Source organism: Streptomyces sp. CNT372 (assembly GCF_000377145.1).
On record NZ_KB897778.1, the window covers coordinates 21,755 to 46,241 of the forward strand.

15 protein-coding genes are annotated in these 24,487 nt (G+C 74.3%); 7 read left to right on the plus strand and 8 right to left on the minus strand.

Annotated elements, in window-relative coordinates; genetic code table 11:
* Positions 1-273: 273 nt before the first annotated feature.
* Positions 274-780 (plus strand): DUF6912 family protein, encoded by a 507-nt coding sequence (locus C593_RS0105465; RefSeq protein ID WP_018846290.1) that lies wholly within the window; start codon positions 274-276, stop codon positions 778-780.
* 83 nt (positions 781-863) lie between these two features.
* Complete coding sequence (locus tag C593_RS0105470) at positions 864-1,535, plus strand: HAD hydrolase-like protein (RefSeq protein ID WP_018846291.1); 672 nt, start codon at positions 864-866, stop codon at positions 1,533-1,535.
* Between the two features lie 98 nt (positions 1,536-1,633).
* On the opposite strand, the gene C593_RS0105475 is transcribed toward C593_RS0105470, so the two are convergent.
* The gene (locus C593_RS0105475) at positions 1,634-2,200 is read right to left on the minus strand and encodes a DJ-1/PfpI family protein (protein ID WP_018846292.1); all 567 of its coding nucleotides are present in this window, start codon (positions 2,198-2,200) and stop codon (positions 1,634-1,636) included.
* 397 nt (positions 2,201-2,597) lie between these two features.
* Between C593_RS0105475 and C593_RS0105480 the strand changes: the two genes are divergently transcribed.
* On the plus strand, positions 2,598-7,544 hold the full coding sequence (locus tag C593_RS0105480) for an NAD-glutamate dehydrogenase (protein WP_018846293.1): 4,947 nt from the start codon (positions 2,598-2,600) through the stop codon (positions 7,542-7,544).
* A gap of 338 nt (positions 7,545-7,882) precedes the next feature.
* Here C593_RS0105480 and C593_RS28910 read toward each other — a convergent pair whose 3' ends face one another.
* Genes C593_RS28910 through C593_RS0105495 form a run of 3 tightly spaced genes read right to left on the minus strand, consistent with a single transcriptional unit; the run spans position 7,883 to position 10,539 of the window.
* Positions 7,883-8,716, minus strand: a complete 834-nt coding sequence (locus tag C593_RS28910; RefSeq protein ID WP_018846294.1) for a serine/threonine-protein kinase — start codon at positions 8,714-8,716, stop codon at positions 7,883-7,885.
* A 34-nt stretch (positions 8,717-8,750) separates the two neighbouring features.
* Entirely contained in the window at positions 8,751-9,515 is a 765-nt protein-coding gene (locus tag C593_RS0105490) for an ABC transporter ATP-binding protein (protein ID WP_051093632.1), read from the minus strand.
* 46 nt (positions 9,516-9,561) lie between these two features.
* Complete coding sequence (locus C593_RS0105495) at positions 9,562-10,539, minus strand: ABC transporter permease (RefSeq protein WP_018846296.1); 978 nt, start codon at positions 10,537-10,539, stop codon at positions 9,562-9,564.
* Between the two features lie 134 nt (positions 10,540-10,673).
* Between C593_RS0105495 and C593_RS0105500 the strand changes: the two genes are divergently transcribed.
* The 3 genes from C593_RS0105500 to C593_RS0105510 all read left to right on the plus strand — a co-directional run bounded on the left by C593_RS0105500 (position 10,674) and on the right by C593_RS0105510 (position 14,704).
* Positions 10,674-11,318 carry a TetR/AcrR family transcriptional regulator gene (locus tag C593_RS0105500; RefSeq protein WP_018846297.1) on the plus strand — a complete coding sequence of 215 codons (645 nt, stop codon included), beginning with the start codon at positions 10,674-10,676 and terminating at the stop codon, positions 11,316-11,318.
* A gap of 321 nt (positions 11,319-11,639) precedes the next feature.
* The gene (locus C593_RS0105505; RefSeq protein ID WP_078521211.1) at positions 11,640-12,884 is read left to right on the plus strand and encodes a glycosyltransferase family 39 protein; all 1,245 of its coding nucleotides are present in this window, start codon (positions 11,640-11,642) and stop codon (positions 12,882-12,884) included.
* A gap of 98 nt (positions 12,885-12,982) precedes the next feature.
* The gene (locus C593_RS0105510) at positions 12,983-14,704 is read left to right on the plus strand and encodes a methyltransferase domain-containing protein (protein ID WP_018846299.1); all 1,722 of its coding nucleotides are present in this window, start codon (positions 12,983-12,985) and stop codon (positions 14,702-14,704) included.
* A 110-nt stretch (positions 14,705-14,814) separates the two neighbouring features.
* Here the strand turns inward: C593_RS0105510 and C593_RS0105515 are convergent, their stop codons facing one another.
* The 4 genes from C593_RS0105515 to C593_RS0105530 form a co-directional block, all read right to left on the minus strand.
* On the minus strand, positions 14,815-15,753 hold the full coding sequence (locus C593_RS0105515; RefSeq protein ID WP_018846300.1) for a carbohydrate ABC transporter permease: 939 nt from the start codon (positions 15,751-15,753) through the stop codon (positions 14,815-14,817).
* Positions 15,750-17,099, minus strand: a complete 1,350-nt coding sequence (locus C593_RS0105520; RefSeq protein ID WP_018846301.1) for a carbohydrate ABC transporter permease — start codon at positions 17,097-17,099, stop codon at positions 15,750-15,752. The genes C593_RS0105515 and C593_RS0105520 overlap by 4 nt, the downstream gene beginning before the upstream one ends.
* Positions 17,100-17,103: 4 nt before the next feature.
* On the minus strand, positions 17,104-18,465 hold the full coding sequence (locus C593_RS0105525) for an ABC transporter substrate-binding protein (protein WP_026277382.1): 1,362 nt from the start codon (positions 18,463-18,465) through the stop codon (positions 17,104-17,106).
* 189 nt (positions 18,466-18,654) lie between these two features.
* Positions 18,655-22,131, minus strand: coding sequence for an FHA domain-containing protein (locus C593_RS0105530; RefSeq protein ID WP_018846303.1), 3,477 nt, complete (start codon positions 22,129-22,131; stop codon positions 18,655-18,657).
* Between the two features lie 523 nt (positions 22,132-22,654).
* Here C593_RS0105530 and C593_RS0105535 point away from each other — a divergent pair.
* Entirely contained in the window at positions 22,655-24,337 is a 1,683-nt protein-coding gene (locus C593_RS0105535) for a serine/threonine-protein kinase (protein WP_018846304.1), read from the plus strand.
* The last annotated feature ends 150 nt before the right edge of the window (positions 24,338-24,487 follow it).

The following is a 24,487-nucleotide window of genomic DNA, read 5'->3' on the forward strand; positions in this document are numbered from 1 at the left end:
GCCCCCGTTGGCTGTGGTCCCGGCGCTGATACCGGGAAGTAGCTTCGACGGGGGAACTTCTATGGCGTGCCACCGGGCCCCGCAACGTGCCCCGGGCGGCCCGGGGGAGGTCCGCGGGATTCACCTATCAGGGTGGTCCTGACCTTGCGGGCCGGGCGCGACACGGGGACCGCGGGGGCGTCGGGTGGACGCCCGCGGAGCGGGGAGCGGCACCTCGATCGGGGACGCCGCACGTATCCTGAGGGCGCATTTCCGACTACGAAAGCGGCCACCATGCGCGTCTACGTCCCCCTGACCCTCCCCGGTCTCGCAGAGGCGCACCGGGCGGGTGAACTGGGCCCCGGCCCGCTGACCGCGTACGCGGTCACGCCGGGTCTGCGTGAGTGGTACGTCTCCGACGACATGGAGGAGCTGGAGTACGCCGCGCTGAACCGCGCGGCCGCCGCTTCCCTGCGTCTGCTGGCCGGTGTCCCGGACGCCCCCCGCCGCCGCGTGGTCGTCGCCGTGGACGTCCCCGACCGTGACGCCGTCGCCGACCCCGACCAGGTGCTGGACGCGCGCTCCCTCGGCGAGGTCCGGATCGCCTCGGCCGTCCCGCTGGCCAAGGCCGCGGCCGTGCACGTGGACGCGGACGACGCCGTGGCCGACGTCTCCGCCGCCGTGTCGGCGCTGGGGGCCGCGGACCACGGGGACGACGACGCGCGGTTCACCGTCGACGGCGCGGAGGACCACGAACTGCTCTGGTTCGGTGTGCAGGAGATCCCCAACCTCGTCGGCTGAGCGGGGCTGGGCGGGGCTGAGCGGGCCGAGTGCCACCAGCCGCCCTGCCGCGCTGTCCGACCCGGCCGGTAGCGTTGACGGCCATGAGGAAGACGGGGAACCACGAGGCCCATCTGGTCTGGGACTGGAACGGCACACTGCTCGACGACATCACCGCGGTCATCGGGGCGACCAACGCCGCCTTCGCGGAGATAGGCGTCGGGCCCGTCACACTGGAGCAGTACCGCGAGCTGTACTGCGTGCCTATACCCCGGTTCTACGAGCGGCTGATGGGCCGGCTGCCGTCCGAGAGCGAGTGGACGGCGATGGACGAGGTCTTCCACCGGCACTACCGCGAGCAGCGGTCCGCCTGCCTGCTCACCGAGGGGGTCGAGGAGCTGCTGCGGGAGTGGCAGCTCGCGGGCCGCAGCCAGTCGCTGCTCAGCATGTACGGCCACGAGGAGCTGGTCCCGGTGGTGCGCGGCTACGGCATTGAGGCGCGGTTCCTGCGGGTCGACGGGCGCACGGGCCCCTCCGGCGGCTCGAAGGCACTGCACATGGAGCGCCATCTCGCGGCCCTGGAGGGTCTGCACCCGGGCCGGACCGTCGTCATCGGGGACGCGGTCGACGACGCGGTGGCGGCCGCGCACGTCGGGGCGCGGGCGGTCCTCTACACCGGGGGCTCGCACAGCCGGGCGAGCCTGGAGCGGGCGGGGGTGCCCGTCGTGGACACCCTGAGGGACGCGGTCGCGGAGGCCCTGCGCCTCGCCTCCTGAGCGCGGAACCGCCCCAGCCGACCCCGCCCCGAACCGCCCGAACCGCCCGAGAGCCGACGCCGCCCCCGGGCCACGGCACGGACCCGCCCGCACAGGCGCTACGTCGCCGGCGCCGTCTCCCGGAGGATCTTCAGGAAGGCCCGCATCCAGGCCGCGTGATCCGGCCACGCCCGCGAGGACACCAGCACCCCGTCGACGACCGCCTCCGCGTCCTGGAAGGAGGCCCCGGCCGCCTGCATGTCCGGCTCCAGAGCCGGGTAGGCCGTCACCCGGCGGCCCTCCATCCCGCCCAGCGCCGCCGTGATCAGCGGACCGTGGCAGATCTGGGCCACGGGCTTGTCCGCGTCGAAGAACGCCTTGAGGATCTTGCGCAGCTCGCCGTCGTTGCGCAGGTACTCCGGCGCCCGCCCGCCGGGGATCACCACCGCCGCGTAGTCCCCGGGGTCCACCTCGGAGAAGGCCAGGTCGGCGGGCCAGGTGTAGCCGGGCTTCTCGGTGTACGTGTCGAAGCCGGGCTCGAAGTCGTGCACCACGAAACGGAGCTGCTTGCGGCTCGGGGCGGCGATATGGACTTCGTACCCCTCCTCGACCAGCCGCTGGTAGGGGTAGAGGACCTCCAGGGACTCGGCGGCGTCCCCGGTGACGATCAGGATCTTGGTGGTCATGGCTGCTCCCGGTGATTGGTTGCCATGAGGGCCTGTGTCGCTGTCCAGAGTGTCAAACTTGTGGGCACTCTTTTGTACACATACGGCTCATGACGTTCCGGGGGGAAGGGACGATAGCCTGGGGGCGTGATCAGCGCGATACGCCCGGGGGGCAGCGAAGCCCCCGCCGGGTACCGCCCGGCCGCTGCCGGGGGAGAGCGCCCGGAGAGCCACCGCGTCCGGGCGACGACTGATCATCTTCTCCGTCCGGCCCACCCGCCGTATCCGGCGCTCGGCACCCCGGACCTCACCCACGGCGGCATGACGTCGACACCGACCGGACACCCCGCGTCGTGGCGCCCGGCCGCAGCATCTTTCACCTACGTCACGCAACGGCGCGCGACAGGAGCCAGAGGACATGCAGACCAAGCTGGACGAAGCCAAGGCCGAGCTGCTCGCACGGGCCGCCCGGGTAGCTGAGCACAGCCCGGTCGGGGGGAACCTCCCGACCGTGGCCGAGCACGGGGAGCGTCCCGACCGGGACACCGTGCTCTCGTACCTCCAGCGCTACTACCTGCACACCGCTCCCGAGGACCTCGCCGACCGCGACCCGGTCGACGTCTTCGGTGCCGCCCTTTCCCACTACCGCCTCGCCGAGAACCGCCCCCAGGGCACGGCGAACGTCCGGGTGCACACCCCGACGGTCGAGGAGAACGGCTGGACCTGCAGCCACTCCGTCGTCGAGGTCGTCACGGACGACATGCCCTTCCTGGTCGACTCGGTCACCAACGAGCTCTCCCGGCAGGGCCGCGGCATCCATGTCGTGGTCCACCCGCAGGTCGTCGTCCGCCGTGACGTGACCGGCAGGCTGATCGAGGTGCTGCCGGGCGGCACCGGGCTGAAGAAGCTCCCGCACGACGCGCTCACCGAGTCCTGGATCCACGTCGAGATCGACCGCGAGACCGACCGCGCCGATCTGAAGCAGATCACCGCCGACCTGCTCCGCGTCCTGTCCGACGTCCGCGAGGCCGTGGAGGACTGGGAGAAGATGCGCCAGGCCGCGCTGAAGCTCGCGGACGGCCTGCCCGACGAGCCGACCGCGGGCGACGTCCCCGAGCACGAGGTGGAGGAGGCCCGCGAGCTGCTGCGCTGGCTCGCCGCCGACCACTTCACCTTCCTCGGCTACCGCGAGTACGAGCTGACCGACTCCGACGCGCTCGCCGCCGTGCCCGGCACCGGTCTCGGCATCCTGCGTTCCGACCCCCAGCACGGTGGCGACGACGAGAACCACGCCCACCCGGTCAGCCCGTCCTTCAGCCGGCTGACCGCCGACGCCCGCGCCAAGGCCCGCGAGCACAAGCTCCTCGTGCTGACCAAGGCCAACAGCCGCGCCACCGTGCACCGCCCCAGCTACCTCGACTACATCGGCGTGAAGAAGTTCGACGCCGAGGGCAACGTCATCGGCGAGCGCCGCTTCCTCGGCCTCTTCTCCTCCGCCGCGTACACCGAGTCGGTGCGCCGGGTGCCGGTCATCCGCCGCAAGGTCGCCGAGGTCCTCCAGGCCGCCGGCTTCTCGCCCAACAGCCACGACGGCCGCGACCTCCTCCAGATCCTGGAGACCTACCCGCGCGACGAGCTGTTCCAGACCCCCGTCGACCAGCTCCGCGCCATCGTCACCAGCGTCCTCTACCTCCAGGAGCGCCGCCGGCTGCGGCTGTACCTGCGCCAGGACGAGTACGGGCGCTACTACTCCGCCCTCGTCTACCTGCCGCGCGACCGCTACACCACGGGCGTCCGGCTGCGGCTGATCGACATCCTCAAGGAGGAACTCGGCGGCTCCAGCGTCGACTTCACCGCCTGGAACACCGAATCGATCCTCTCCCGGATCCACTTCGTCGTCCGGGTCCCGGTCGGTACCGAGCTGCCCGACCTCACCGACGCCGACACCGAGCGCATCGAGGCCCGGCTCGTCGAGGCGGCCCGCTCCTGGGCCGACGGCTTCGGGGAGGCGCTGAACGCCGAGTTCGGCGAGGAGCGCGCTGCGGAGCTGCTGCGCAGCTACGCGGGCGCCTTCACCGAGGGCTACAAGGCCGACCACTCCCCGCGCTCCGCCGTGGCCGACCTGGTGCGCATGGAGCAGCTCACCCACTCCGAGAAGGACTTCCAGCTCTCCCTGTACGAGCCGGTCGGCGCGGCCCCCGGAGAGCGGCGCTTCAAGATCTACCGGACCGGCGAGCAGGTGTCGCTCTCCGCGGTGCTGCCCATCCTCCAGCGCCTGGGCTGCGAGGTCGTCGACGAACGCCCCTACGAGCTGCGCTGCGCCGACCGCACCCAGGCGTGGATCTACGACTTCGGCCTGCGGATGCCGCTGCCGGCGGCCGGCGGCGGCGACTACCTCGCGGACGACGCCCGCGAGCGCTTCCAGGACGCCTTCGCCGCGGTGTGGCGGGGCGAGGCGGAGAACGACGGCTTCAACTCCCTGGTCCTCGGCGCCGGGCTCGACTGGCGCGAGGCGATGGTGCTGCGCGCGTACGCCAAGTACCTGCGTCAGGCCGGCTCCACCTTCAGCCAGGACTACATGGAGGACACCCTCCGCAACAACGTCCACACCACCCGGCTGCTGGTCTCCCTCTTCGAGGCCCGGATGTCGCCGGAGCGGCAGCGAGCGGGCACCGAGCTGATCGACGGTCTGCTGGAGGAGCTGGACGGCGCGCTGGACCAGGTCGCCTCCCTCGACGAGGACCGCATCCTGCGCTCCTTCCTCACCGTCATCAAGGCGACCCTGCGCACCAACTTCTTCCAGAAGGCGGGCGACGGGTCCAACCACTCCTACGTCTCGATGAAGTTCGACCCGCAGGCCATCCCGGACCTGCCGGCGCCCCGCCCGGCCTTCGAGATCTGGGTGTACTCGCCGCGTGTCGAGGGCGTCCACCTGCGCTTCGGCAAGGTCGCCCGCGGTGGTCTGCGCTGGTCCGACCGGCGCGAGGACTTCCGCACCGAGATCCTCGGCCTGGTCAAGGCGCAGATGGTGAAGAACACCGTCATCGTGCCGGTGGGCGCCAAGGGCGGCTTCGTCGCCAAGCACCTCCCGGACCCGTCCGTGGACCGGGACGCATGGCTCGCCGAGGGCATCGCCAGCTACCGCACCTTCATCTCGGCGCTGCTCGACATCACCGACAACATGGTCGCGGGCGAGGTCGTGCCCCCGGCCGGTGTCGTCCGGCACGACGAGGACGACACCTACCTGGTGGTCGCGGCCGACAAGGGCACCGCCTCCTTCTCGGACATCGCCAACGAGGTCGCCCTCTCCTACGACTTCTGGCTCGGCGACGCCTTCGCCTCCGGTGGTTCCGCGGGCTATGACCACAAGGGCATGGGCATCACCGCGCGCGGCGCCTGGGAGTCCGTGAAGCGGCACTTCCGCGAGCTGGGCCACGACACCCAGACCGAGGACTTCACCGTCGTCGGCGTCGGCGACATGTCCGGTGACGTGTTCGGCAACGGCATGCTGCTCAGCGAGCACATCCGGCTGGTGGCCGCCTTCGACCACCGGCACATCTTCATCGACCCGAACCCGGACGCGGCCACCTCCTACGCCGAGCGCCGCCGCCTCTTCGAGCTGCCGCGCTCCTCCTGGGCCGACTACGACACCTCGCTGCTCTCCCAGGGCGGCGGCATCCACCCGCGCAGTGCCAAGTCGATCCCGGTCAACGCGGCGATGCGGGCGGCCCTCGGCATCGAGGAGGGCGTCACCAAGACGACGCCCGGCGAGCTGATGAAGATCATCCTCCAGGCGCCCGTGGACCTGCTGTGGAACGGCGGCATCGGCACCTACGTCAAGGCGTCCTCGGAGTCCAACGCCGATGTCGGCGACAAGGCCAACGACCCGATCCGCGTCAACGGCGAGGACCTGCGCGTCCGCGTCGTCGGCGAGGGCGGCAACCTGGGCTGCACCCAGCTCGGGCGGATCGAGTTCGACCGCAAGGGCGGGCGGATCAACACCGACGCGATCGACAACAGCGCCGGCGTCGACACCTCCGACCACGAGGTCAACATCAAGATCCTGCTCAACGGCCTGGTCGCCGAGGGCGATCTGACCGTCAAGCAGCGCAACCAGCTCCTCGCGCAGATGACGGACGAGGTCGGCGCGCTGGTGCTGCGGAACAACTACGCGCAGAACACCGCCCTGGCCAACGCGGTGGTCCAGGCGCCCTCCCTGCTCCACGCCCACCAGCGCTTCATGCGCCGGCTGGGGCGGGACGGGCACCTCGACCGGGAGCTGGAGTTCCTGCCCAGCGACCGGCAGATCCGCGAACTGCTCAACACCGGCCGCGGTCTGAGCCAGCCGGAGCTGGCGGTCCTGCTGGCCTACACCAAGATCACGGCGGCGGAGGAACTGGTCGGGACCTCCCTGCCGGACGACCCGTACCTGCGCAAGCTGCTGCACGCGTACTTCCCCAAGCCGCTGCGCGAGCGGTTCCCCGAGGCGATCGACGCGCATGCGCTGCGCCGGGAGATCGTCACGACGGTCCTGGTCAACGACACGGTGAACACCGGTGGTTCGACCTTCCTGCACCGGCTGCGGGAGGAGACCGGCGCGTCGATCGAGGAGATCGTGCGGGCGCAGACCGCGGCCCGGGAGATCTTCGGGCTCGCCGCGGTGTGGGACGCGGTCGAGGCGCTGGACAACAAGGTCGCGGCCGACGTCCAGACCCGCGTGCGGCTGCACTCCCGACGGCTGGTGGAGCGCGGTACGCGGTGGCTGCTGGGCAACCGGCCGCAGCCGCTCGAACTCGCCGGGACGGTCGCCTTCTTCGCCGAGCGGGTGGCGGAGGTCTGGGACTCGCTGCCGAAGATGCTGCGCGGCGCGGACCTGGAGTGGTACGAGGGCATCGTCGGCGAGCTGACCTCGGCCGGGGTGCCGGAGGAGCTGGCACTGCGGGTGGCCGGGTTCTCCTCGGCCTTCCCGATCCTGGACATCGTCGCGATCGCGGACCGCACGGGCCAGGCGCCGCTGGACGTGGCGGAGGTCTACTACGACCTCGCGGACCGGCTCTCCATCACCCAGCTCATGGACCGGATCATCGAGCTGCCGCGCTCCGACCGCTGGCAGTCGATGGCCCGCGCCTCCATCCGTGAGGACCTCTACGCGGCGCATGCGGCCCTGACCTCGGACGTCCTGTCCGTGGGCAACGGCACGGCGACGCCGGAGGAGCGCTTCAGGGCGTGGGAGCAGAAGAACGCGGCGATCCTCGGCCGCGCCCGCTCGACCCTGGACGAGATCCAGGGGTCGGACGCGTTCGACCTGGCGAACCTGTCGGTGGCCATGCGGACGATGCGGCAGCTGCTGCGGGCGCACAGCTAGCGCGGGCGCCCGCGTGGGGCGCTCATGACGGTGGGGGCCGGTCCCGGGCGGCCGGGCGGGACCGGCCCCCACGTGTGCGGTGCGACGGCGGGGCTTCGGGCGCGCGGTTCGGGCGCGCGGACGGTTCCGCCACGCCTTGGGCGCGCGCACGGTTGGGCCGCACGGTTTCGGAGCGCGCACGGTTCGGCCGCCACGCTTCGGGCACGCGCACGGTTCGGCCGGGCCGGCGCCTGACTGCGTGCCGCCGCGTCGCCGCCGCGTCGCCGCCACGTCGCCGGCGCACGGTCAGGCGGGCGTGCGTCGTGAGGCGTCCGGGTACGCCCAGGCGCGGCGCCGGGTCACGCGTCGGCGCAGCGGGCCGCGATCTCCGGGGCCGTGGGGCGGTCCTCGGGGCGGGGTGCGAGGGCCGCGGCGAGGACCGGGCGGATGCGGGGCGGGTGGACGCTCAGGTCGGGCGGCTCATGGGCGGTGCCCGCGATACGGGTGGCGATCACGAAGCCGCTGCCCTCCCCGAAGGGGTGCCGGGCGGTCAGGGCCTCCGCCGCGACCAGTCCCAGGGTGAACACGTCGGACGCCGGAGTGAGTTCGCGCCCGAGCGCGTGCTCGGGCGACATGTACTTGGGGGTACCGACCATCCGGCCCGCCGTGGTCAGCGCGGAGGCGCAGTCCGCCGCCCGCGCGACGCCGAAGTCCAGCAGCCACGGGCCCTCGGCCGCCAGCAGCAGGTTGGCGGGCTTCACGTCCCGGTGGATCAGGCCGGCCGCGTGCACCGCCGCGAGGGCCAGCGCCGTCCCGGCCGTCAGCCGCAGCACCCGGTCGAGGGAGAGCGGGCCGAGACGGCGCAGGGTGGCGTCGAGGGGCACGCCGGGGATGTAGCGGGTGGCGAGCCAGGGGCGTTCCGCCGTGGCGTCGTGGTCCACGACCGGGACCAGATGCGGGCCGTGCACCGAGCGTGCGGCCTCGACCTCCCGGGCGAAACGTGCCCGGAACTTGTCGTTCCGGGCGTGCTCGCGGCGGATCAGCTTCAGTGCGACGGGCAGCCGGCCGTCCCGGCTGCGGGTGAGGTAGACGGTGCCCATACCGCCCTCGCCGATCCTGCCCTGGAGCCGGTAGCCCGCGATCTCGCGCGGGTCCTCGTCACGCAGGGGCTCCGGGCCCCGTGGGTCGCCCATCGCGGTCCCCCCTCGCCGACGGCAACAGGGGAGCCTACCCGCGCGGTGCCCGTTGTGTGCCTCGGGCGGACGCCTCGTACGCGGCGACCACCTCGGCGGCCGGGCCGTCCGCGCGCAGCACGCCCGCCTCCAGCCAGAGGGCGCGGTCGCAGCTCTCGGCGACGGTCGTGGGGTCGTGGCTGACCAGGAAGACGGTGCCCGCGCGGGCGCGCAGTTCCTCGATGCGCCGGCGGCTGCGCCGCCGGAACCGGGCGTCGCCCGTTGCCAGGGCCTCGTCGATGAGGAGGACGTCATGGGTCCGGGCGGCGGCGATGGAGAAGCGGAGCCGGGCGCTCATGCCGGAGGAGTAGGTGCGCATCGGCAGGGAGATGAAGTCGCCCTTGTCGTTGATCCCGGAGAAGTCCACGATCGCGTCGTAGCGTTCGCGGATCTCCCGGCGGGTCATGCCCATCGCCAGACCGCCGAGGACCACGTTCCGCTCCCCGGTAAGGTCGGACATCAGGGCCGCGTTGACACCGAGGAGAGTCGGCTGCCCCCGGGTCCAGATCCGGCCCCGCGCGGTGGGCAGCAGGCCCGCGACCGCCTTGAGCAGGGTGGACTTGCCCGAACCGTTGGATCCGACCAGACCGATGGACTCACCCTGCCACGCGGCGAAGCTCACGCCCCGGACCGCGTGGATCTCCCGGCCGCCGGGCGCCCGGTAGGTGAGGTGGACGCCGTCGGCGACCACGGTGGGGACGCGCTCGCCGACGACGCCTCCTGCGCCGTCCGCCGGCCGCTGTGCGCCGGTGCCGTCCACGGGTGGGTGTGCGCGGGTGCCGTCCACAGGTGTGCGCCGGTCGTCGTCAGCCACGGCCGTACCTCTCCTCCGCCTGCCAGAAGTACAGGAACCCGCCCACCCCGGCGGTCAGCGCCCAGCCGGCGGCCGCCGCCCAGACGTGCGGGGGCAGCCGTTCGGCGGTGAACGACTCGATGAAGGCGAAGCGCATCAGGTCGATGTAGACGGCCGCCGGGTTGTAGCGGATCAGCGACCCCAGCACCTCCGGCACCCGGCCGCTCGCCAGCACCTTGTCCACGGACCACATGACCCCGGAGGCGTACATCCAGGTGCGCAGCAGGAACGGCATCAGCTGGGCCACGTCCGGGGTGCGGGCGCAGACCCGGGCGAGGACCATCGACAGGCCGGTGCTGAAGACGGCCTGGAGCGCCAGGGCGGGTACCGCCAGCAGCCAGATCCACCGGGGGAACTCGCCGAAGAGCGCCAGGATCACCACCAGCGCGCCCAGGGAGAAAAGGAGTTGCTGGAGTTGCTGGAGCGCCAGCGCGATCGGCAGCGAGGCGCGCGGGAAGTGGAGCGCGCGGACCAGGCCGAGGTTGCCGGAGATCGACCGGGTGCCCGCCATCAGGCAGTTGGCGGTGAAGGTCCAGACGAAGACGCCCGTCACCAGGAAGGGCACGAAGTCGGGAACGTCGTCTCCCGTGCCGAGCAGTACGCCGAAGATCAGGTAGTAGACGGCCGCGTTGAGCAGCGGGGTGGCGAGCTGCCAGATCTGGCCCAGCCGGGCCCGGCTGTACTGCGCGGTGAGCTTGGCGGTGGCGAAGGCGCCGATGAAATGCCGTCTGGCCCAGAGGCCGCGCAGGTACGCGCCGAGGGGCGGGCGGGCGCCGCTCACGGTGAGTCCGTGGCGGGCCGCGAGGGCGGCGAGATCGGACCCGGCGGTTCCGGCGGTGGCATCGGACCCGGCGGTTCCGGCGGTGCTGTCGGTGCGGTCCGGTCCCGGGAGCGGCGGTGCCGGGGAAGGGGCTGAGAGGGCTGTGGTCACGCGGATCGGCTTTCGGTGCGGTCGGCCGGGTGGACGCTTACGTCAGGACGGTACCGTTTCGTCGCTACGAAAACAGTAGGACTCCTTGACGTCGGAACGCAACCGTTCCGTCCCGGCCCGGTATGCTTCCGGCCATGCCCGCACACCCCGGAACGCCCCCCGGTACCCCCCGCGAGACGCCCGGCGACGCCCCCCGGCGCGCCCCGGCCGGGGCGGCCGTGCTCCGTGAGGACGTGACCGACGCGATCCGCACGGCCGTCTTCGAGGAACTCGCCGCGGTCGGGTTCGCCCGGATGTCGATCGAGGGCGTCGCGCGCCGGGCCGGGGTGGGCAAGACCGCGGTCTACCGGCGCTGGAAGTCGAAGCCGGCGCTTGTGCTCGACCTGGTCTCGGCCGTCGCCGCCGAGGGGCTGCCCGCGCCCGCGACCGGCTCCCTGCACGGGGATGTGCGCGCCCTGCTGGAGGTGGCCGCGCACGCCCTGCGCCACCCGGTGGCCTCCCGGGTCATCCCGGACCTGCTGGTGGAGTCCGCGCGCAACCCGGAGATCGCGGACGCGATCAAGGCCGTGCTCCTCGACAGCCGCCAGGGGGTGGCCGCGGCCGTGGTCCGCGAGGCGGTGGCGCGCGGCGAACTGCCTGCGGGGACCGACCCCGACCGCGCGCTCGACCTGATCCTGGGCCCGCTCTACTGGCGGCTGGCCGTCGTCCGGGGTGAGCTGCCCGCCGGCTACCTGGACGGCCTCGCCGGCTCCGCGGTGGCCGCCCTCCGCACCGGCTGACGCCCGGCCCCCGGAGCGCCCGCCGCCCGGGCCCCCGGGGCCCGCCCGTCCCCCGTACGCCCACGGCCCCGTGGCGGGCCCGGCACCGCCCGGCCCCGGAGCCCCGCCCGGCCCTCGCAGGCAGACGGCCCCGCGGTCGTGCCCGGCCCCCGCCCGGCCTCCGGAGCCCCGCCCGGCCGGGCTACGTGACACGCGGTGCGCCTTACGGGTGATTCCCGTGACGTCCCGCGGCCCGAGAACGCAGCTCTGTCAACTCCCCGCCGGGTAAGTGTGTTCATCGGTGCACGTCATCGGCGTCGCAGGTTGCTACGTTCGGCCGCCATGGGTCTGCGCATGCGTACGGGAACCGCGCCGCTCGACGTACGACGGGCGAGAGCCGTCGTGGTCGTCGTGTCGGTGGCCGCCTTCGCCGCCAAGACGGTCCTCGCCGCCACGACCCGCGGTCCCGCCGACGTCCGGATCTTCGACGCCTTCGCCGCCGTGATCGCCCGCGTCGGCCCGGTGGACGTCTACGCGACCCCGATCCCCGGCCAGCCCGTCTACAACCACCCGCCGCTCACGGGCCTGATGCTCCTCGGCTTCGACGGGCTGGAACGTCTCGGGATCCCCTTCGGCAGTCTGATCCGCGCCCCCGCCTGCCTCGCGGATCTGGTCTCCGCACTCCTCGTCCTGGAGATCGTCCGCCGGCGCCGGAGTCCGGGCACGGCGCTGGCCTGCGCCCTCGGCTGCGCCCTGAGCCCCGTGCTCGTCGCCACCTCCGGCTACCACGGCAACACCGACTCCGTCGCGATCATGTTCATGGTCCTCGCCGCGTATCTGCTGGCCGACCGCGGCCGGCCGGGAGCGGCGGGGACGGCCGCGGCGGTGGCGATCAGTGTGAAGCTCGTCCCGGTCGTCGCCGTACCGGCGCTGGCCGTCGCCGCGCTGCGGGCGGGCCGGCCGGTCGCCGCGCGCTTCGGCGCGGGGTTCCTCGCCGTCCTCGCCGTGCTGTGGGGTCCGGCGCTGGCGGCCGTCCCCGAGGGACTGGCGGAGAAGGTGCTCGGCTACGAGGGCGGTCCGTGGCGGCTGTGGGGTCTGCTGCGGATCGCCGATCTGGCCGGGGCCTCCGACGGGTTCGTGGCGGGGCTGCGCGGGGACTTCCATCTGCTGTTCGTGCTGGCCTGCGCGGGGGCGGGCGCCTGGCTCGCGTGGCGCAGACCGGCGGACCCGGCGTACGCGGTCGCGCTGGCGAGCACCCTGCTCCTGCTGCTCAGCACCGGCTCGGCCGTGCAGTATCTGGCCTGGCCCGTGGTCGGCCTCTTCCTGTTCGGCTTCTGGCAGGGCGCGCTCTACAGCGTGGCGGCGGGGGCGGCGGCCGTCGTGGTCTACGCGGGCCCGAGCGCGGTCCGGTGGAGCGACCCCGCGCTCCATCTCGCCGAGGCCGCCTGGCTGCTGCTCTCCCTCGGCATCGCGACCGGGCTGCGCCGGGCCCTGGACCGGCCGCCGGCCCCGCGGGAGGACGGGCCGGTGCCGGTCGTCGCCCCGCGGGGCCGCACCCCGGCCGCGCCCGCCTCTCCCGTCAACTGACCCCCGCCCGAACGCCCCTCGCCCCGCCCGTGGTTCCCCGCCGTTCCCGGTCCCCTTGCCGCCGTTCCGCCCGACGCAGAGTGGAGTACGTCCCCGTGATGGAGAGCCCGCCCGAGAGCCCGTACGGGAGCCCCGGCCCGACCACCGCCGGCGCCGAAGGCCCGGGCACGCACGGGGACCACGCCCCCGCCGGGGCCGCCCGTCCCGCCGGTGCGGAGCCCGCCGTGCCCTGGCCCGCGCGGCGGCCCGTCGCCGCCGCCGCGCCCGCTCCCGCCGCCGCGCCCGCGCGGCCCCGGATCGGCGTTCTCGTCGTCGCGTACAACGCCGAGGCCACCTTGGAGAAGACCCTCGACCGCATCCCCCGGGACTTCCTGTCCCGCGTCGCCGAGATCCTGGTACTCGACGACGCGAGCGCCGACGAGACCTTCACGGCGGGCTGCCGCTGGTCCCGGCGTGAGGGTGTGCCGCCCACCGTGGTGATGCGCCACACCAAGAACCTCGGCTACGGAGGCAACCAGAAGGCCGGCTACGCCATCGCCGCCGCTCGCGGCCTGGACATCGTCGTCCTGCTGCACGGCGACGGGCAGTACGCCCCCGAACTGCTGCCCCAGATGGTCGCGCCGATCGAACGCGGCGAGTGCGAGGCCGTGTTCGGCTCCCGGATGAAGCAGCCGGGCGGCGCGCTGCGCGGTGGGATGCCCCTCTACAAATGGCTCGGCAACCGCGTCCTCACCCGCTTCGAGAACGCCCTTCTCGGCTCCCGGCTGAGCGAGTTCCACTCCGGCTACCGCGCCTACAGCGTCGCCGCCCTGCGCCGGCTGCCGCTGGACCGCAACAGCGACGCCTTCGACTTCGACACCCAGATCATCGTCCAGCTCCTCCACGCGGGCCTGCGCATCGAGGAGATCCCCGTCCCCACGCACTACGGCGACGAGATCTGCCACGTCAACGGGCTGCGCTACGCCAAGGACGTGGTCAAGGACGTCCTGGAGTACCGCCTCGCGCTCAAGGGCTTCGGCACCTGCCCCTGGATCCCCAAGCCCGTCGAGTACGCCTTCAAGGACGGCGACGGGTCCTCGCACGCGGCGATCCTGCGGATCATGCGCACCCTGCCCCCGGGCCGGGTCCTGGACGTCGGCTGCTCCGGCGGGCAGTTCGCGGCCCGGCTGGAGGCGCTCGGGCACACGGTCACCGGCCTGGACTGCGTGGAGGTGCCGGGGGTGCGCGAGCGCTGCTCCCGGTTCGTCCTTGCCGACCTGGAGCGCGGGCTGCCCGCGGAGGCCGGCACCGGCTTCGACTACGTCGTCGCCGCGGACGTCATCGAGCACCTGTCCCGGCCGGAGGCCCTGCTCGCGCAGCTCCGGGACGCCCTGGTCCCCGACGGCCGGATGCTGCTGTCGGTGCCGAACTTCGGCCACTGGTACGCGCGGCTGCGGGTCGCCGCCGGCGCCTTCGGCTACGACCGGCGCGGCATCCTGGACGAGACGCATCTGCGCTTCTTCACCCGCGCCGGGCTGCGGCGCACCGTGCGCGCGGCGGGCTTCGACGAACTGCGACTCACCTCCACGGGCGCACCCTTCTGGTCCGTGCTGGGCGCCGGGGCGGCGGCCCGCGCGCTGAGCGCGACCTCCCGGCTGCTGACCCGTGCCCGGCCCACCCTCTTCGGCTACCAGTACGTGGCCGTCCTCACCCCGCACGCGGCGCAGACGATCGTGGCGGGGGAGCACGTCGACGTGCAGGCCGTCCTCAACCGGCGGTACATCCCGGCGGACGGCCGGGGCGCGGTGACGGAGCGGCCCCGGGCGGGCGTCGCCCGCTGACCCGGCCCTGATCCGCCGGGCGGGCGGGCGTCGCCCGCCGTCCCTCCCCGATCCGCCGGACACCTCCTCGCCGAAGGGCCCCCGGACCGGCGGCCCTTCGGCCACGCGCGCTACTTCACGGCACCGGCCATCACACCGGAGACGAACTGCCGCTGAAACGCGAAGAACACCGCCAGCGGAATGATCATCGAGACGAAGGCGCCCGGTGCCAGCACATCGATGTTGTTGCCGAACTGCCGTACCTGCTGCTGGAGGGTGACCGTGATCGGCGCGGACTCGGAGTCCGCGAAGATCAGCGCCACCAGCATGTCGTTCCACACCCACAGGAACTGGAAGATCCCCAGGGACGCGATGGCCGGCCCGCCCAGCGGCATCACCACCCGGGTGAAGAGCCGCACCTCGCCCGCCCCGTCGAGCCGGGCCGCCTCCAGCAGCTCGCGGGGGATCTCCGCGAAGAAGTTCCGCAGCAGGAAGATGGCGAACGGCAGCCCGAACGCCACATGGAAGAGGACCACCCCGAGGGTCGTCTCGAAGATGCCGACCGCGCCGAAGAGTTCGGACACCGGCACCAGCGCCACCTGCACCGGCACCACCAGCAGCCCCACGACCACCATGAACCACCAGTCGCGGCCCGGGAAGTCCATCCACGCGAAGGCGTAGCCCGCGAGGGCGCCGATGACGACCACCAGCACCGTGGACGGAACGGTGATCATCAGGGTGGAGCCGAGCGAGTCGGTGATCGCCTCGTTCTCCAGCAGCCGGCTGTAGTTCTCCGTCGTGAGCTGGGCCGGGGCGGTCAGCACCTCCCACCAGCCGCTCTCCGCGATGTCCCCGGGGCTGCGCAGCGAGGAGAGCAGCAGACCGACCGTGGGCATCAGCCAGAACAGCGCGGCGAGCACCAGGAAGACCCGCAGCGCGCCCCCGGCGGTGCGGGTGGCGATCCGGGCCGCGAGGGAGGGCCGCTTCCGGCCGGTCCCGGCCGCCCCTTCCGGCGCGGTCGCGGTCCGGGTGGTGGTCCCGGTCGTGACCGTGGTCCCCTCGGCGCTCATCGCCGTGCCTCCCTTCGCATCCGCCGGATGTTGAAGAACATCACCGGCAGCACCAGCAGGAGCAGCAGCACGGCGATGGCGCTGCCGAGCCCCAGGTCCGCGTCCGTGCCGAAGGAGGACCGGTACAGCTGGAGCGCCAGCACGTTGGCGTCGTCCTGGGAGGAGCCCGGCGCGATGATGAAGACCAGGTCGAAGATCTTCAGGACGTTGATCATCAGGGTCACCAGGACCACCGCGAGGACCGGCGCCAGCAGCGGGACGGTCACCTTGCGGAAGACCTGCCACTCGTTGGCGCCGTCCACCCGCGCGGCCTCCATCAGTTCCCGCGGCACGCTCGCGAGCCCCGCCGCGATCAGGACCATCGCGAAGCCCGCCCACATCCACACGTAGCTGCCGATGATCGCGGGGGTGACCAGGGTCGGGCCCAGCCAGCTGACGCCGTTGTAGGGCTCCCGGAAGTTCTCCGCGGGCAGTCTCAGCAGGGCGCCCTCCGCCGCGGCGGGCAGGGTGAAGGTGCCGTCGGCGGCCGCCGTGGTCTCGGCGACCACCTCGCCGTCCTTCACCGCCTGCACCGTGATCCCGGCCAGGCCCAGTTCCTTCGGGTCGACGGCATTGGGCTGCCCGCCGCCGCCCCGGGTGAAGTCCAGCCAGGCGGTGCCGCCGATCCCGTCGCCGGCGTCCGCCGCCGGGGCCTCGCGGGCGGGTCGCGCGTCGGACGGCATCTTCGCGGGGGCGACGCCGACCAGCGGCAGCAGAACCTCGGTGCCCGCGGTGACGGGCTCCTTGGTGACGTACGCGCCGCCGCCGGCCGCCTCCAGCGGGTGCACGGGCAGCGGCCGGGCGCCGGGGTAGCCGCCCGACTCGTTGAAGGTGTCGTGGACTCCCACCCAGACCGCGTTGGCGACCCCGCGCTCCGGGTCCTGCTCGTAGACGAGCCGGAAGATGATCCCGGCGGCCAGCATGGAGATCGCCATCGGCATGAAGACCAGCAGCTTGAACGCCGTTCCCCAGCGCACCCGTTCGGTCAGCACCGCGAAGACCAGGCCGAGGGCGGTGGCGACCGTGGGGGCGACGACCACCCAGATCGCGTTGTTTTGTACCGCCGTCAGGATGGTGTCGTCGGTGAAGATCTCGACGTAGTTGGCGAACCCGGCGAAGTCGCCGGACCGGTCGAAGAAGGACCGCTGGAGCGAGTACCCGATCGGGTAGACCACGAGCGCGCCCAGCAGCACCAGCGCGGGCAGCAGGAAGGCCACCGCCACCGCTTTACGTGTGCCCGTCACGCTCTTGCGCTTGCCCTCGGGGGGCACCGGCGCCGCCGGGCCCCCCTTCGTCACGGCACCCATGCCGTCAGCTCTTGTACGCCTTGGCCGCGTCCGCCTCCAGGCGCTGCTGGGTGCCGGCGATGTCCTTCGGGTTCTTCAGGAAGTCCTGGAGCGCCTTCCACTCGCCCTTGCCGGGCGTCCCGCCGAAGGACTGCGGCATCTGGTCCGACATGTCGAAGCGGAAGTCGTCACCCGCGGCGATCAGCGCCTCGGCGATGCCCCGCTGCACGTCGTCCGGGTAGGCGGCGGTGTCCAGGGCCTTGTTGGGGGAGACGAAGCCGCCCGCGGAGGCCGAGATGGCCGCCGCGTCGGGGGAGGCGAGGAAGGTCAGCAGGGCCTGCGCGCCCTTGCTGTCCTTGAGGGCCACGGCCGCGTCGCCGCCGGTGACCACCGGGGCCTCGCCGCCGCCGACCGCCGGGAACGGGAAGACCTTGGCGTCCTTGCCGATCTCCGCGTCAGTCTGCGCGATGTTGACGGCCACGAAGTCGCCCTCGAAGACCATCGCGCCCTTGGGGGTGTCCCCGCCGCTGAAGGTCTGGGTGACGGAGGCCGGGAACTCGGTCTGCAGGGCGCCGTCCGCGCCGCCCGCGATCAGGGACGGCTTGCCGAACAGCTGGGCCAGGGTGGTCAGCGCGTCCTTGACGGACGGGTCGGTCCACGGGATCTCGTGCCTGGCGAGCCGGTCGTACTTCTCCGGACCCGCCTGCGAGAGGTAGACGTTCTCGAACCAGTCGGTGAGGGTCCAGCCGTCCGCGCCGGCGACCGACACGGGTGTCACGCCGGATGCGGAGATCGTCTCGGCGGTGGACAGGAACTCCTCCCAGCTCTTCGGCTCGCTCGCGCCCGCGTTCTCGAAGACCGTGGTGTTGTACCAGACCAGGGACTTGTTGGCGGCCTTGTAGTAGACGCCGTAGGGCGTGCCGTCGACCGCGCCGAGGTCCTGCCAGCCCTGTGAGTAGTTCTTCGCCAGCTGGGCCTTCGCCTCCGGGCCCACGGGCTTGGCCCACTTGCGCTCCACCACCTGCCGGATCGCGCCGACCTGCGGGAGCATCGCCACGTCCGGCGGGCTGCCGCCCGCGATCTTGGTGCCGAGGAAGTTGACGATCGGGTCCTGCGCGGGCACGAAGGTGACCGTGGCGCCGGTCCGCTTCTCGAACTCCTTCAGGACCTTGGTGAAGTTCTCCTGCTCGGGGCCGCTCCAGACGGCGGCCACCTGCACGGTCTCGCCCTTCAGGGACGGCAGCCGGACCGTCGCCCCGGTCTCCTTGCCGGGCCCGTCCTCCGGCGTCCCGGCACCGTCCCCGTCCGATCCGCATCCGGTCAGGGCCAGGGCGCCGATGGCTGCGAACACCACTGCGGCCCTGCCCGTACGAAGAGTTCTGCGCATTGCTGCCCCGTCTCTCCCGTGCGCTGCTGTCCCCTGCGCTGATGTCCCGTGACAGCAGGTCTACGCCCGTCGCCTGGGCCCCGCAATACCGCGATCGCGGGCAACACGCCTTTCGTGATCGCCTTGTGACGTCGCGTCAGCTCGCGCCGGCGGGTGTGCGCCCCCGGTGCGGGCCGGGGGCGCACACGGTCAGGGACGCGCCGGGGTGAGCGGGGGCGGCGACTCGGCCGCCACCGAACGGGCGGCCCGTTCCAGGGCGCTGGCCAGCAGCGCCAGGTCGGTCGGGCCGTTGCCCAGTTCGCGCACCGGGCGGCGGGCCGGCGGGTCGCCCATCCGCTCCCACTCCAGCGGGACGACGGTCGGGCGCAGGGTCGCCGTACGGGGGATGCGACCGGTCACCCGGCCGCCCTGGAAGGCGGTCACCCGGCCGTCCGGGTGCCCGAGCCGGCCCCGGCCGGGCGCCGGGTCGTCCGGGCCCGGCGCGACCGGGGCGGCCTGGAGGACCACCCGCAGCCGGGCCCCCTCGGCGAGGTGGGTGTCCGCCGTGCGGTCGGGCCGGGAGGAGGTCGCCACCAGATGCACGCCGAGCCGTTCGCCGTCCCGGGCCACGGCCTCCAGGGCGCGGACCACGGACCCGGCCGCGGGCCGCCCCGGGCTGCCGAGCGCGGGTGCCACCAGGGCGTCGAAGTCGTCGACCAGGACGACCAGGCGGGGCAGCGGGCCGGGCCCCTGCGGCCGGGTCCGGCCGCCGGGGCGCAGACGGAGGGTGCGCGAGGCGGGTGCGTCGAGCTCGCCGCCTTCGTCGGCGCCGTCCGGGGCCGGCGCCGGGCGGGTGGCGGCCCCGGGGGCGGTGCGGGGGGAGACCAGGTGCTCCGCGACCGTGCCGGGCTGCCCGGCGGGGGCGCCCGGGAGCCGCGCGGGCACGGCGTGGCGCTCGCCCGCCGTGCCGCGGGCGTGCCAGTCGGCGAAGTCGGTGCCCTCCAGCAGTTCGGCGCGGCGCTTCAGTTCGCCGCCCAGCGCCTGGGCGAAGGCCCGCATCCGCACCGGGTCGCTCGCCACCAGGTGCTCGGTGACGTGCGGGAGGTCGGTGCAGGCGGACAGGCCGTCGCCGCGTTCGCCGCCCGCGCCGTCCACCAGCAGCAGGCCCAGCCGGTCCGGCCGGGCGCCCGCGGCGAGGGACGCGGCCACCGACCGCAGCAGCTCGGTGCGCCCGCTGCCGGGCGGCCCCTCGATCAGCAGATGCGGGCCCTCCGCCGTCAGGTCCACGGTCAGCGGGCCGTGCGGGCCCGCGCCCAGCACGACCGTGCCGTCACCGGCCGAGGCCCAGCGCGCCATCAGGGACGCGGGCGTGGCCCGGGCGAGCCCGAGTTCGTCCAGCAGCCGGGCGGTACGCGGCAGGGCGGACGCGCGACCGGGGTGGGCGGCGGCCGGCCCCTCCGTACGCAGCGGGGCGAGCGCGCGCCCGAAGCGCTCGGCCCAGGCCGGCGACACGGCGTCCACCGCGCCGACGGTGCCGTGCCCGGCGGTGCGCCCGCCGGCGACGCGCAGCACGCGCAGGGCGGTCGCGACGTCACCGCTCAGCAGGGCGACCGCCCCGCACTCGCGGAACGGCAGCGACGCCCGGCAGGCGGACTCGTAGGTCGCGGCGACGGGAGAGAGGGGAGAGGCGGCGGCGGTCTCGGCGAGGCACACCACATGGACACCGGCGGACGGGCCGGCCCCGGCGAGCCGGGCGGTCGTCTCGCGCAGGGCGGCGGAGCCGGGGTCGCCGTCCACGACGACGACCGTCCGGGGGCCGGTGTGCCGGGCGGCCGCCTCGGCGACGGCGGCCTGGTCCGCGCCGGGCCAGGCCAGGCCGAGGGGCCCCTCGTCCAGCCGGCGGGTCAGCTCGGCGGTGCGGGCCTCGGCCTGGTCGCGGTCGAACGCGAGCAGCAGCCGGCAGTCCTGGCCGTGGGCCGGACGCACATGCGGCAGCCAGCCGAGCCAGGCCCATTCGGCGCGCCGCTCCTCGGTGGTGCGGGCGCGGTCCGTGCTGATGAGCACGATCTCCAGCTCGGCGGGCGAGTGCAGCGCGGCGAGCTGGGCGACGACGGCCCGCGCGAGCCCGGCCAGCCGGGCCCGCGGCCCGGCGAGCCCCAGCGAACCGGCCTCGCGCAGGGCGACGGTCACGGGCACGGAGGGCAGCTCGGCGCGGTCGGCGGTGCCGAGGCGCAGTACCAGGGACTCGGGGTGGCCCCCGTCCCGCTCCCACAGCCTCGGGCCCGGCCCGAGCGCGGTGAGCAGCACGGCGGCGGGATCGGGCCACCGCTCGTTGGACGGCCCGCCCCCGCCGGGTACGACGGGCACGGCCAGAGCCTCACTCTCGCCGCGCTCCTCCCGCCCCCCGGCGAGCCGTCGCGCCCACGCGCCTATGCCACGCCGGCGGCGGGCGGAGGGCGGCGGGGTGGTGTCTCCCTCGCCGGGGACGAAGTCGCCGGCGGCGCGGTTCACCCGGGGTGCGCCGGCTTCCGCGCCGGGGGCGGCGCCCGCCTGGCGGTCGGGGGGCGCGAGCCCTGCGTCCGGGGTGGTGCCGGCGGGGCTGCCGGGGCTGCGCCCCGCGCTGGGCGCGCCTGCTGCGGCGCCGGCGGCGCTGCCGCCTGCGGGGTGGGCCCGGCCGGGGGTGTCGTCGGCGCTTTCCGGGCGCGCCTGGCCCGGGATGCCGCCCGTCGGGTGGTCCGGGGTGCCGGAGGCCGCGGACCCTGGGCCGGGCAGTGTGCCGGCGGGCCCGCCGCCCTCCTCGGGCGCGCCTGCCGGGTGGGCCCGGCGCGGGAGCTCCTGCCCGGGCGGCCCGGTCCGGGCGGCGGGAGACGCGAAGCCCCCGGGGGCCTCGGCACCGGGACCCTGCCCGTGGGCGAGGCCGCCGCCGTCAGGGGCAGGGCGCGCGGCCCCCCGGGCGGACGCGTCCCCGCCCGGCCCCGCCGCCCCCGGTGCGTACTGGGCCGGAACGCGGGCCCCGGGAGTGCCCGGGTCCGGCACGGCGGGGGCGCGCAGGACGCGCAGGTGGCCCTCGCCGTCCGCCGCCGTCGGGAGGGGCGTCCCGCGGCCGGAGGCCGTCAGGCGGAGCGTGGACTCGCCGACGCGCAGCAGCGCCCCCACGCCGAGGCGGACCGGGCGGGTCCCCACGGGGGCGCCGTCCAGGGTCGTGCCGTTGGTGGAGCCCAGGTCCGCGACGGTGACCCGGCCGTCGTCCGTGACGGTCACCTCGCAGTGCAGCCGGGAGACGTCCGGGTCGTCCAGCGGCACATCGGCCTCGGCCGAGCGGCCCACGCTGATCCGGCCGCCGTGCAGCAGATGCACCCCGCCCGCGTCGGGACCGGCGACGACATGCAGCTCCGCCGGGATCTCCAGGGCGTGCGGCTCGTCCTCGGCCGGCGCGTTCAGGCAGAGGACCGCGCCGTCGAGCAGCGGCGGCTCACCGAGGGTGCTGCGCTGGAGGTCGAGCCGTTCCCGGCCCGCGTAGAGGACGACGGCGCCCGAGGCGTCCGGCCCGGCGACGGCGGAGGCGAGACCCGAGGCCACCGCCGCCAGCGCGGTACCCGCGGGGGCGGTGACCAGCACGTCGCAGGCCCGCCCCGCCGGGGCGGACTGCCCGCCGCGCGGCGCGAGCACCGTGAGCCGGATCTGCATCGCCGTCAGCAATCCCTTCTGCGCGCGGTGCCCGGCAGAGGGAGCGGCTGCCCCGATCGCCCCCACCCGGCAGGTGTCGCACGAGCCCCGCCACCGCCCCGGACCGCCCGCATGCGCGTGCGCGCCCGGAAGACACCCCCCGTGCGGCTCTGTGCTGAGGGCATCCTTGCACCTGCCGCCGACAACACGCCCGGCCCCCACGCATAAGTGATCTTGAATGGTCGGCTCTGGGCGCAAAAGTGCCTGCTGGGAAACGAACGGGGGACGACCCGGACACCGGTACGGCCCGGACGTGGCCCGAATCACGAACTTCGTCGGCTTTGGGTGCGGCAACCGCGCGTACGGCCCTCGCGTCTCTCTCCGCGCAGGGACGACCGGGAAACTGGTCCCGCCGGGGCCGCCGGTGATCCCGTCCCCGGCATTACAGTGGGCCGGACACCGGGCGGCCGTCAGGATCAAAGGATCATCGGCGGGCCCGGTCCAGTGAGATCCATGTGAGACCCCGATCAGCAGGGAGCGCGACGTGCGGCCGGTAGGCAGCAAGTACCTGCTCGAGACGCCGCTCGGCCGCGGCGCCACGGGCACCGTCTGGCGAGCGCGCCAGCGGGAGACGGCGGGCGCCGAGGCGGCAGTCCCCGGCCAGCCCGGCGAGACCGTCGCGATCAAGGTCCTCAAGGAGGAGCTGGCCAACGACGCGGACGTCGTGATGCGCTTCCTGCGCGAGCGCTCCGTCCTGCTGCGGCTCACCCACGAGAACATCGTCCGCACCCGGGACCTCGTCGTCGAGGGCGATCTGCTCGCCCTCGTGATGGACCTGGTCGACGGCCCCGACCTGCACCACTACCTGCGCGACAACGGCCCGCTCTCGCCGGTCGCCGCCTCCCTGATGACCGCGCAGATCGCCGACGCACTGGCGGCGAGCCACGCGGACGGCGTCGTCCACCGCGACCTGAAGCCCGCGAACGTCCTGCTCAAGACGGACGCCGAGGGCCGGATGCACCCGATGCTGACCGACTTCGGCATCGCCCGCCTCGCCGACTCCCCGGGCCTGACCCGCACCCACGAGTTCGTCGGCACCCCGGCGTACGTCGCACCGGAGTCCGCCGAGGGCCGGCCGCAGACCTCCGCGGTCGACATCTACGGCGCGGGCATCCTGCTGTACGAGCTGGTCACCGGCCGCCCCCCGTTCTCCGGCGGCAGCGCCCTGGAGGTGCTGCACCGGCACCTCAGCGAGGAGCCCCGGCGGCCCACCACCGTCCCCGAGCCCCTGTGGACCGTCATCGAACGCTGTCTGCGCAAGGAGCCGGGGGAGCGGCCCAGCGCCGAGAACCTGGCCCGCGGGCTGCGTACGGTGGCCGCGGGCATCGGCGTCCACGCCAACGCCGCCCAGGTGGACGCGGCACTCGCCGTCGGCGCCCTGCTCGCGCCCGACCCGGCGCCCGCGCCCGTCCCGGACACCCCCGGCGCGGCCGACCCCACCCAGGTGCTGCCGAACACCGGCCCCGGCGCGGGCCGGGGCCCGGGCGACGGCCCGCCCGCGTACGACCCTTCCGCTGCGACGAGCGTCATGCCGCAGACCGGCCCGGGCGGCGGCGGGGCCGACCCCACCTCCGTCATGCCGCCGGTTCCGCCCGGTGCCGGGCCCGACGACCCGCACCCCTGGCAGTCGCAGCTGCGCGCCGTGCGGGACCGCAACGAGCAGACGCAGATGCAGTACCTGGACCCGGTCCAGGACCCGCTGCGCCGCCGTCCGCAGCGCCGGCCCCAGCAGGCCCCGCAGCAGCCGCCCCAGCGGCAGCAGCAGCACGCGCCGGCTCCCCAGCCCCAGCCGTACCAGCAGCCGCGGCAGCCCCAGCGGCGTCAGCAGCCGCCCCAGCCGCAGCCGTACGCCCCGGCTCCGCAGCCCTACAACCCGCCGCAGCAGCCCCAGCCGCCCGCGCCCCGGCCGCCGCGCGAGCCGCGCCGCCGGAGCGCCAACCCGGTGCGCATCCCGGGCCTGGGCTGCCTCAAGGGCTGCCTGGTCATGATCGTGCTCTTCGTCATCGGCGGCTGGCTCATCTGGGAGCTGACCCCGCTCCAGGGCTGGATCGCCGAGGGCAAGAGCTACTGGGACGCCATCGGCGACGGCATCGGCACGGTCAGCGACTGGTTCTCGCAGCTCGGCGAGGCCCAGAAGACCGCGGACGAGGTTCCCACCCCGCAGTAGCCCGCGGCGGGACGGTTTTCCGCCCCGAGCCCCTAGCCCCGGCCTCCGGCGACCACCGTCGCCGGGGGCCGCTCCCTGTGCGCCCCGCCCCGGCCTCCGGGTGCCGCCGTGGACGACCGGGTGGACGAGCGGGTGGACCTGGTGGTGGAC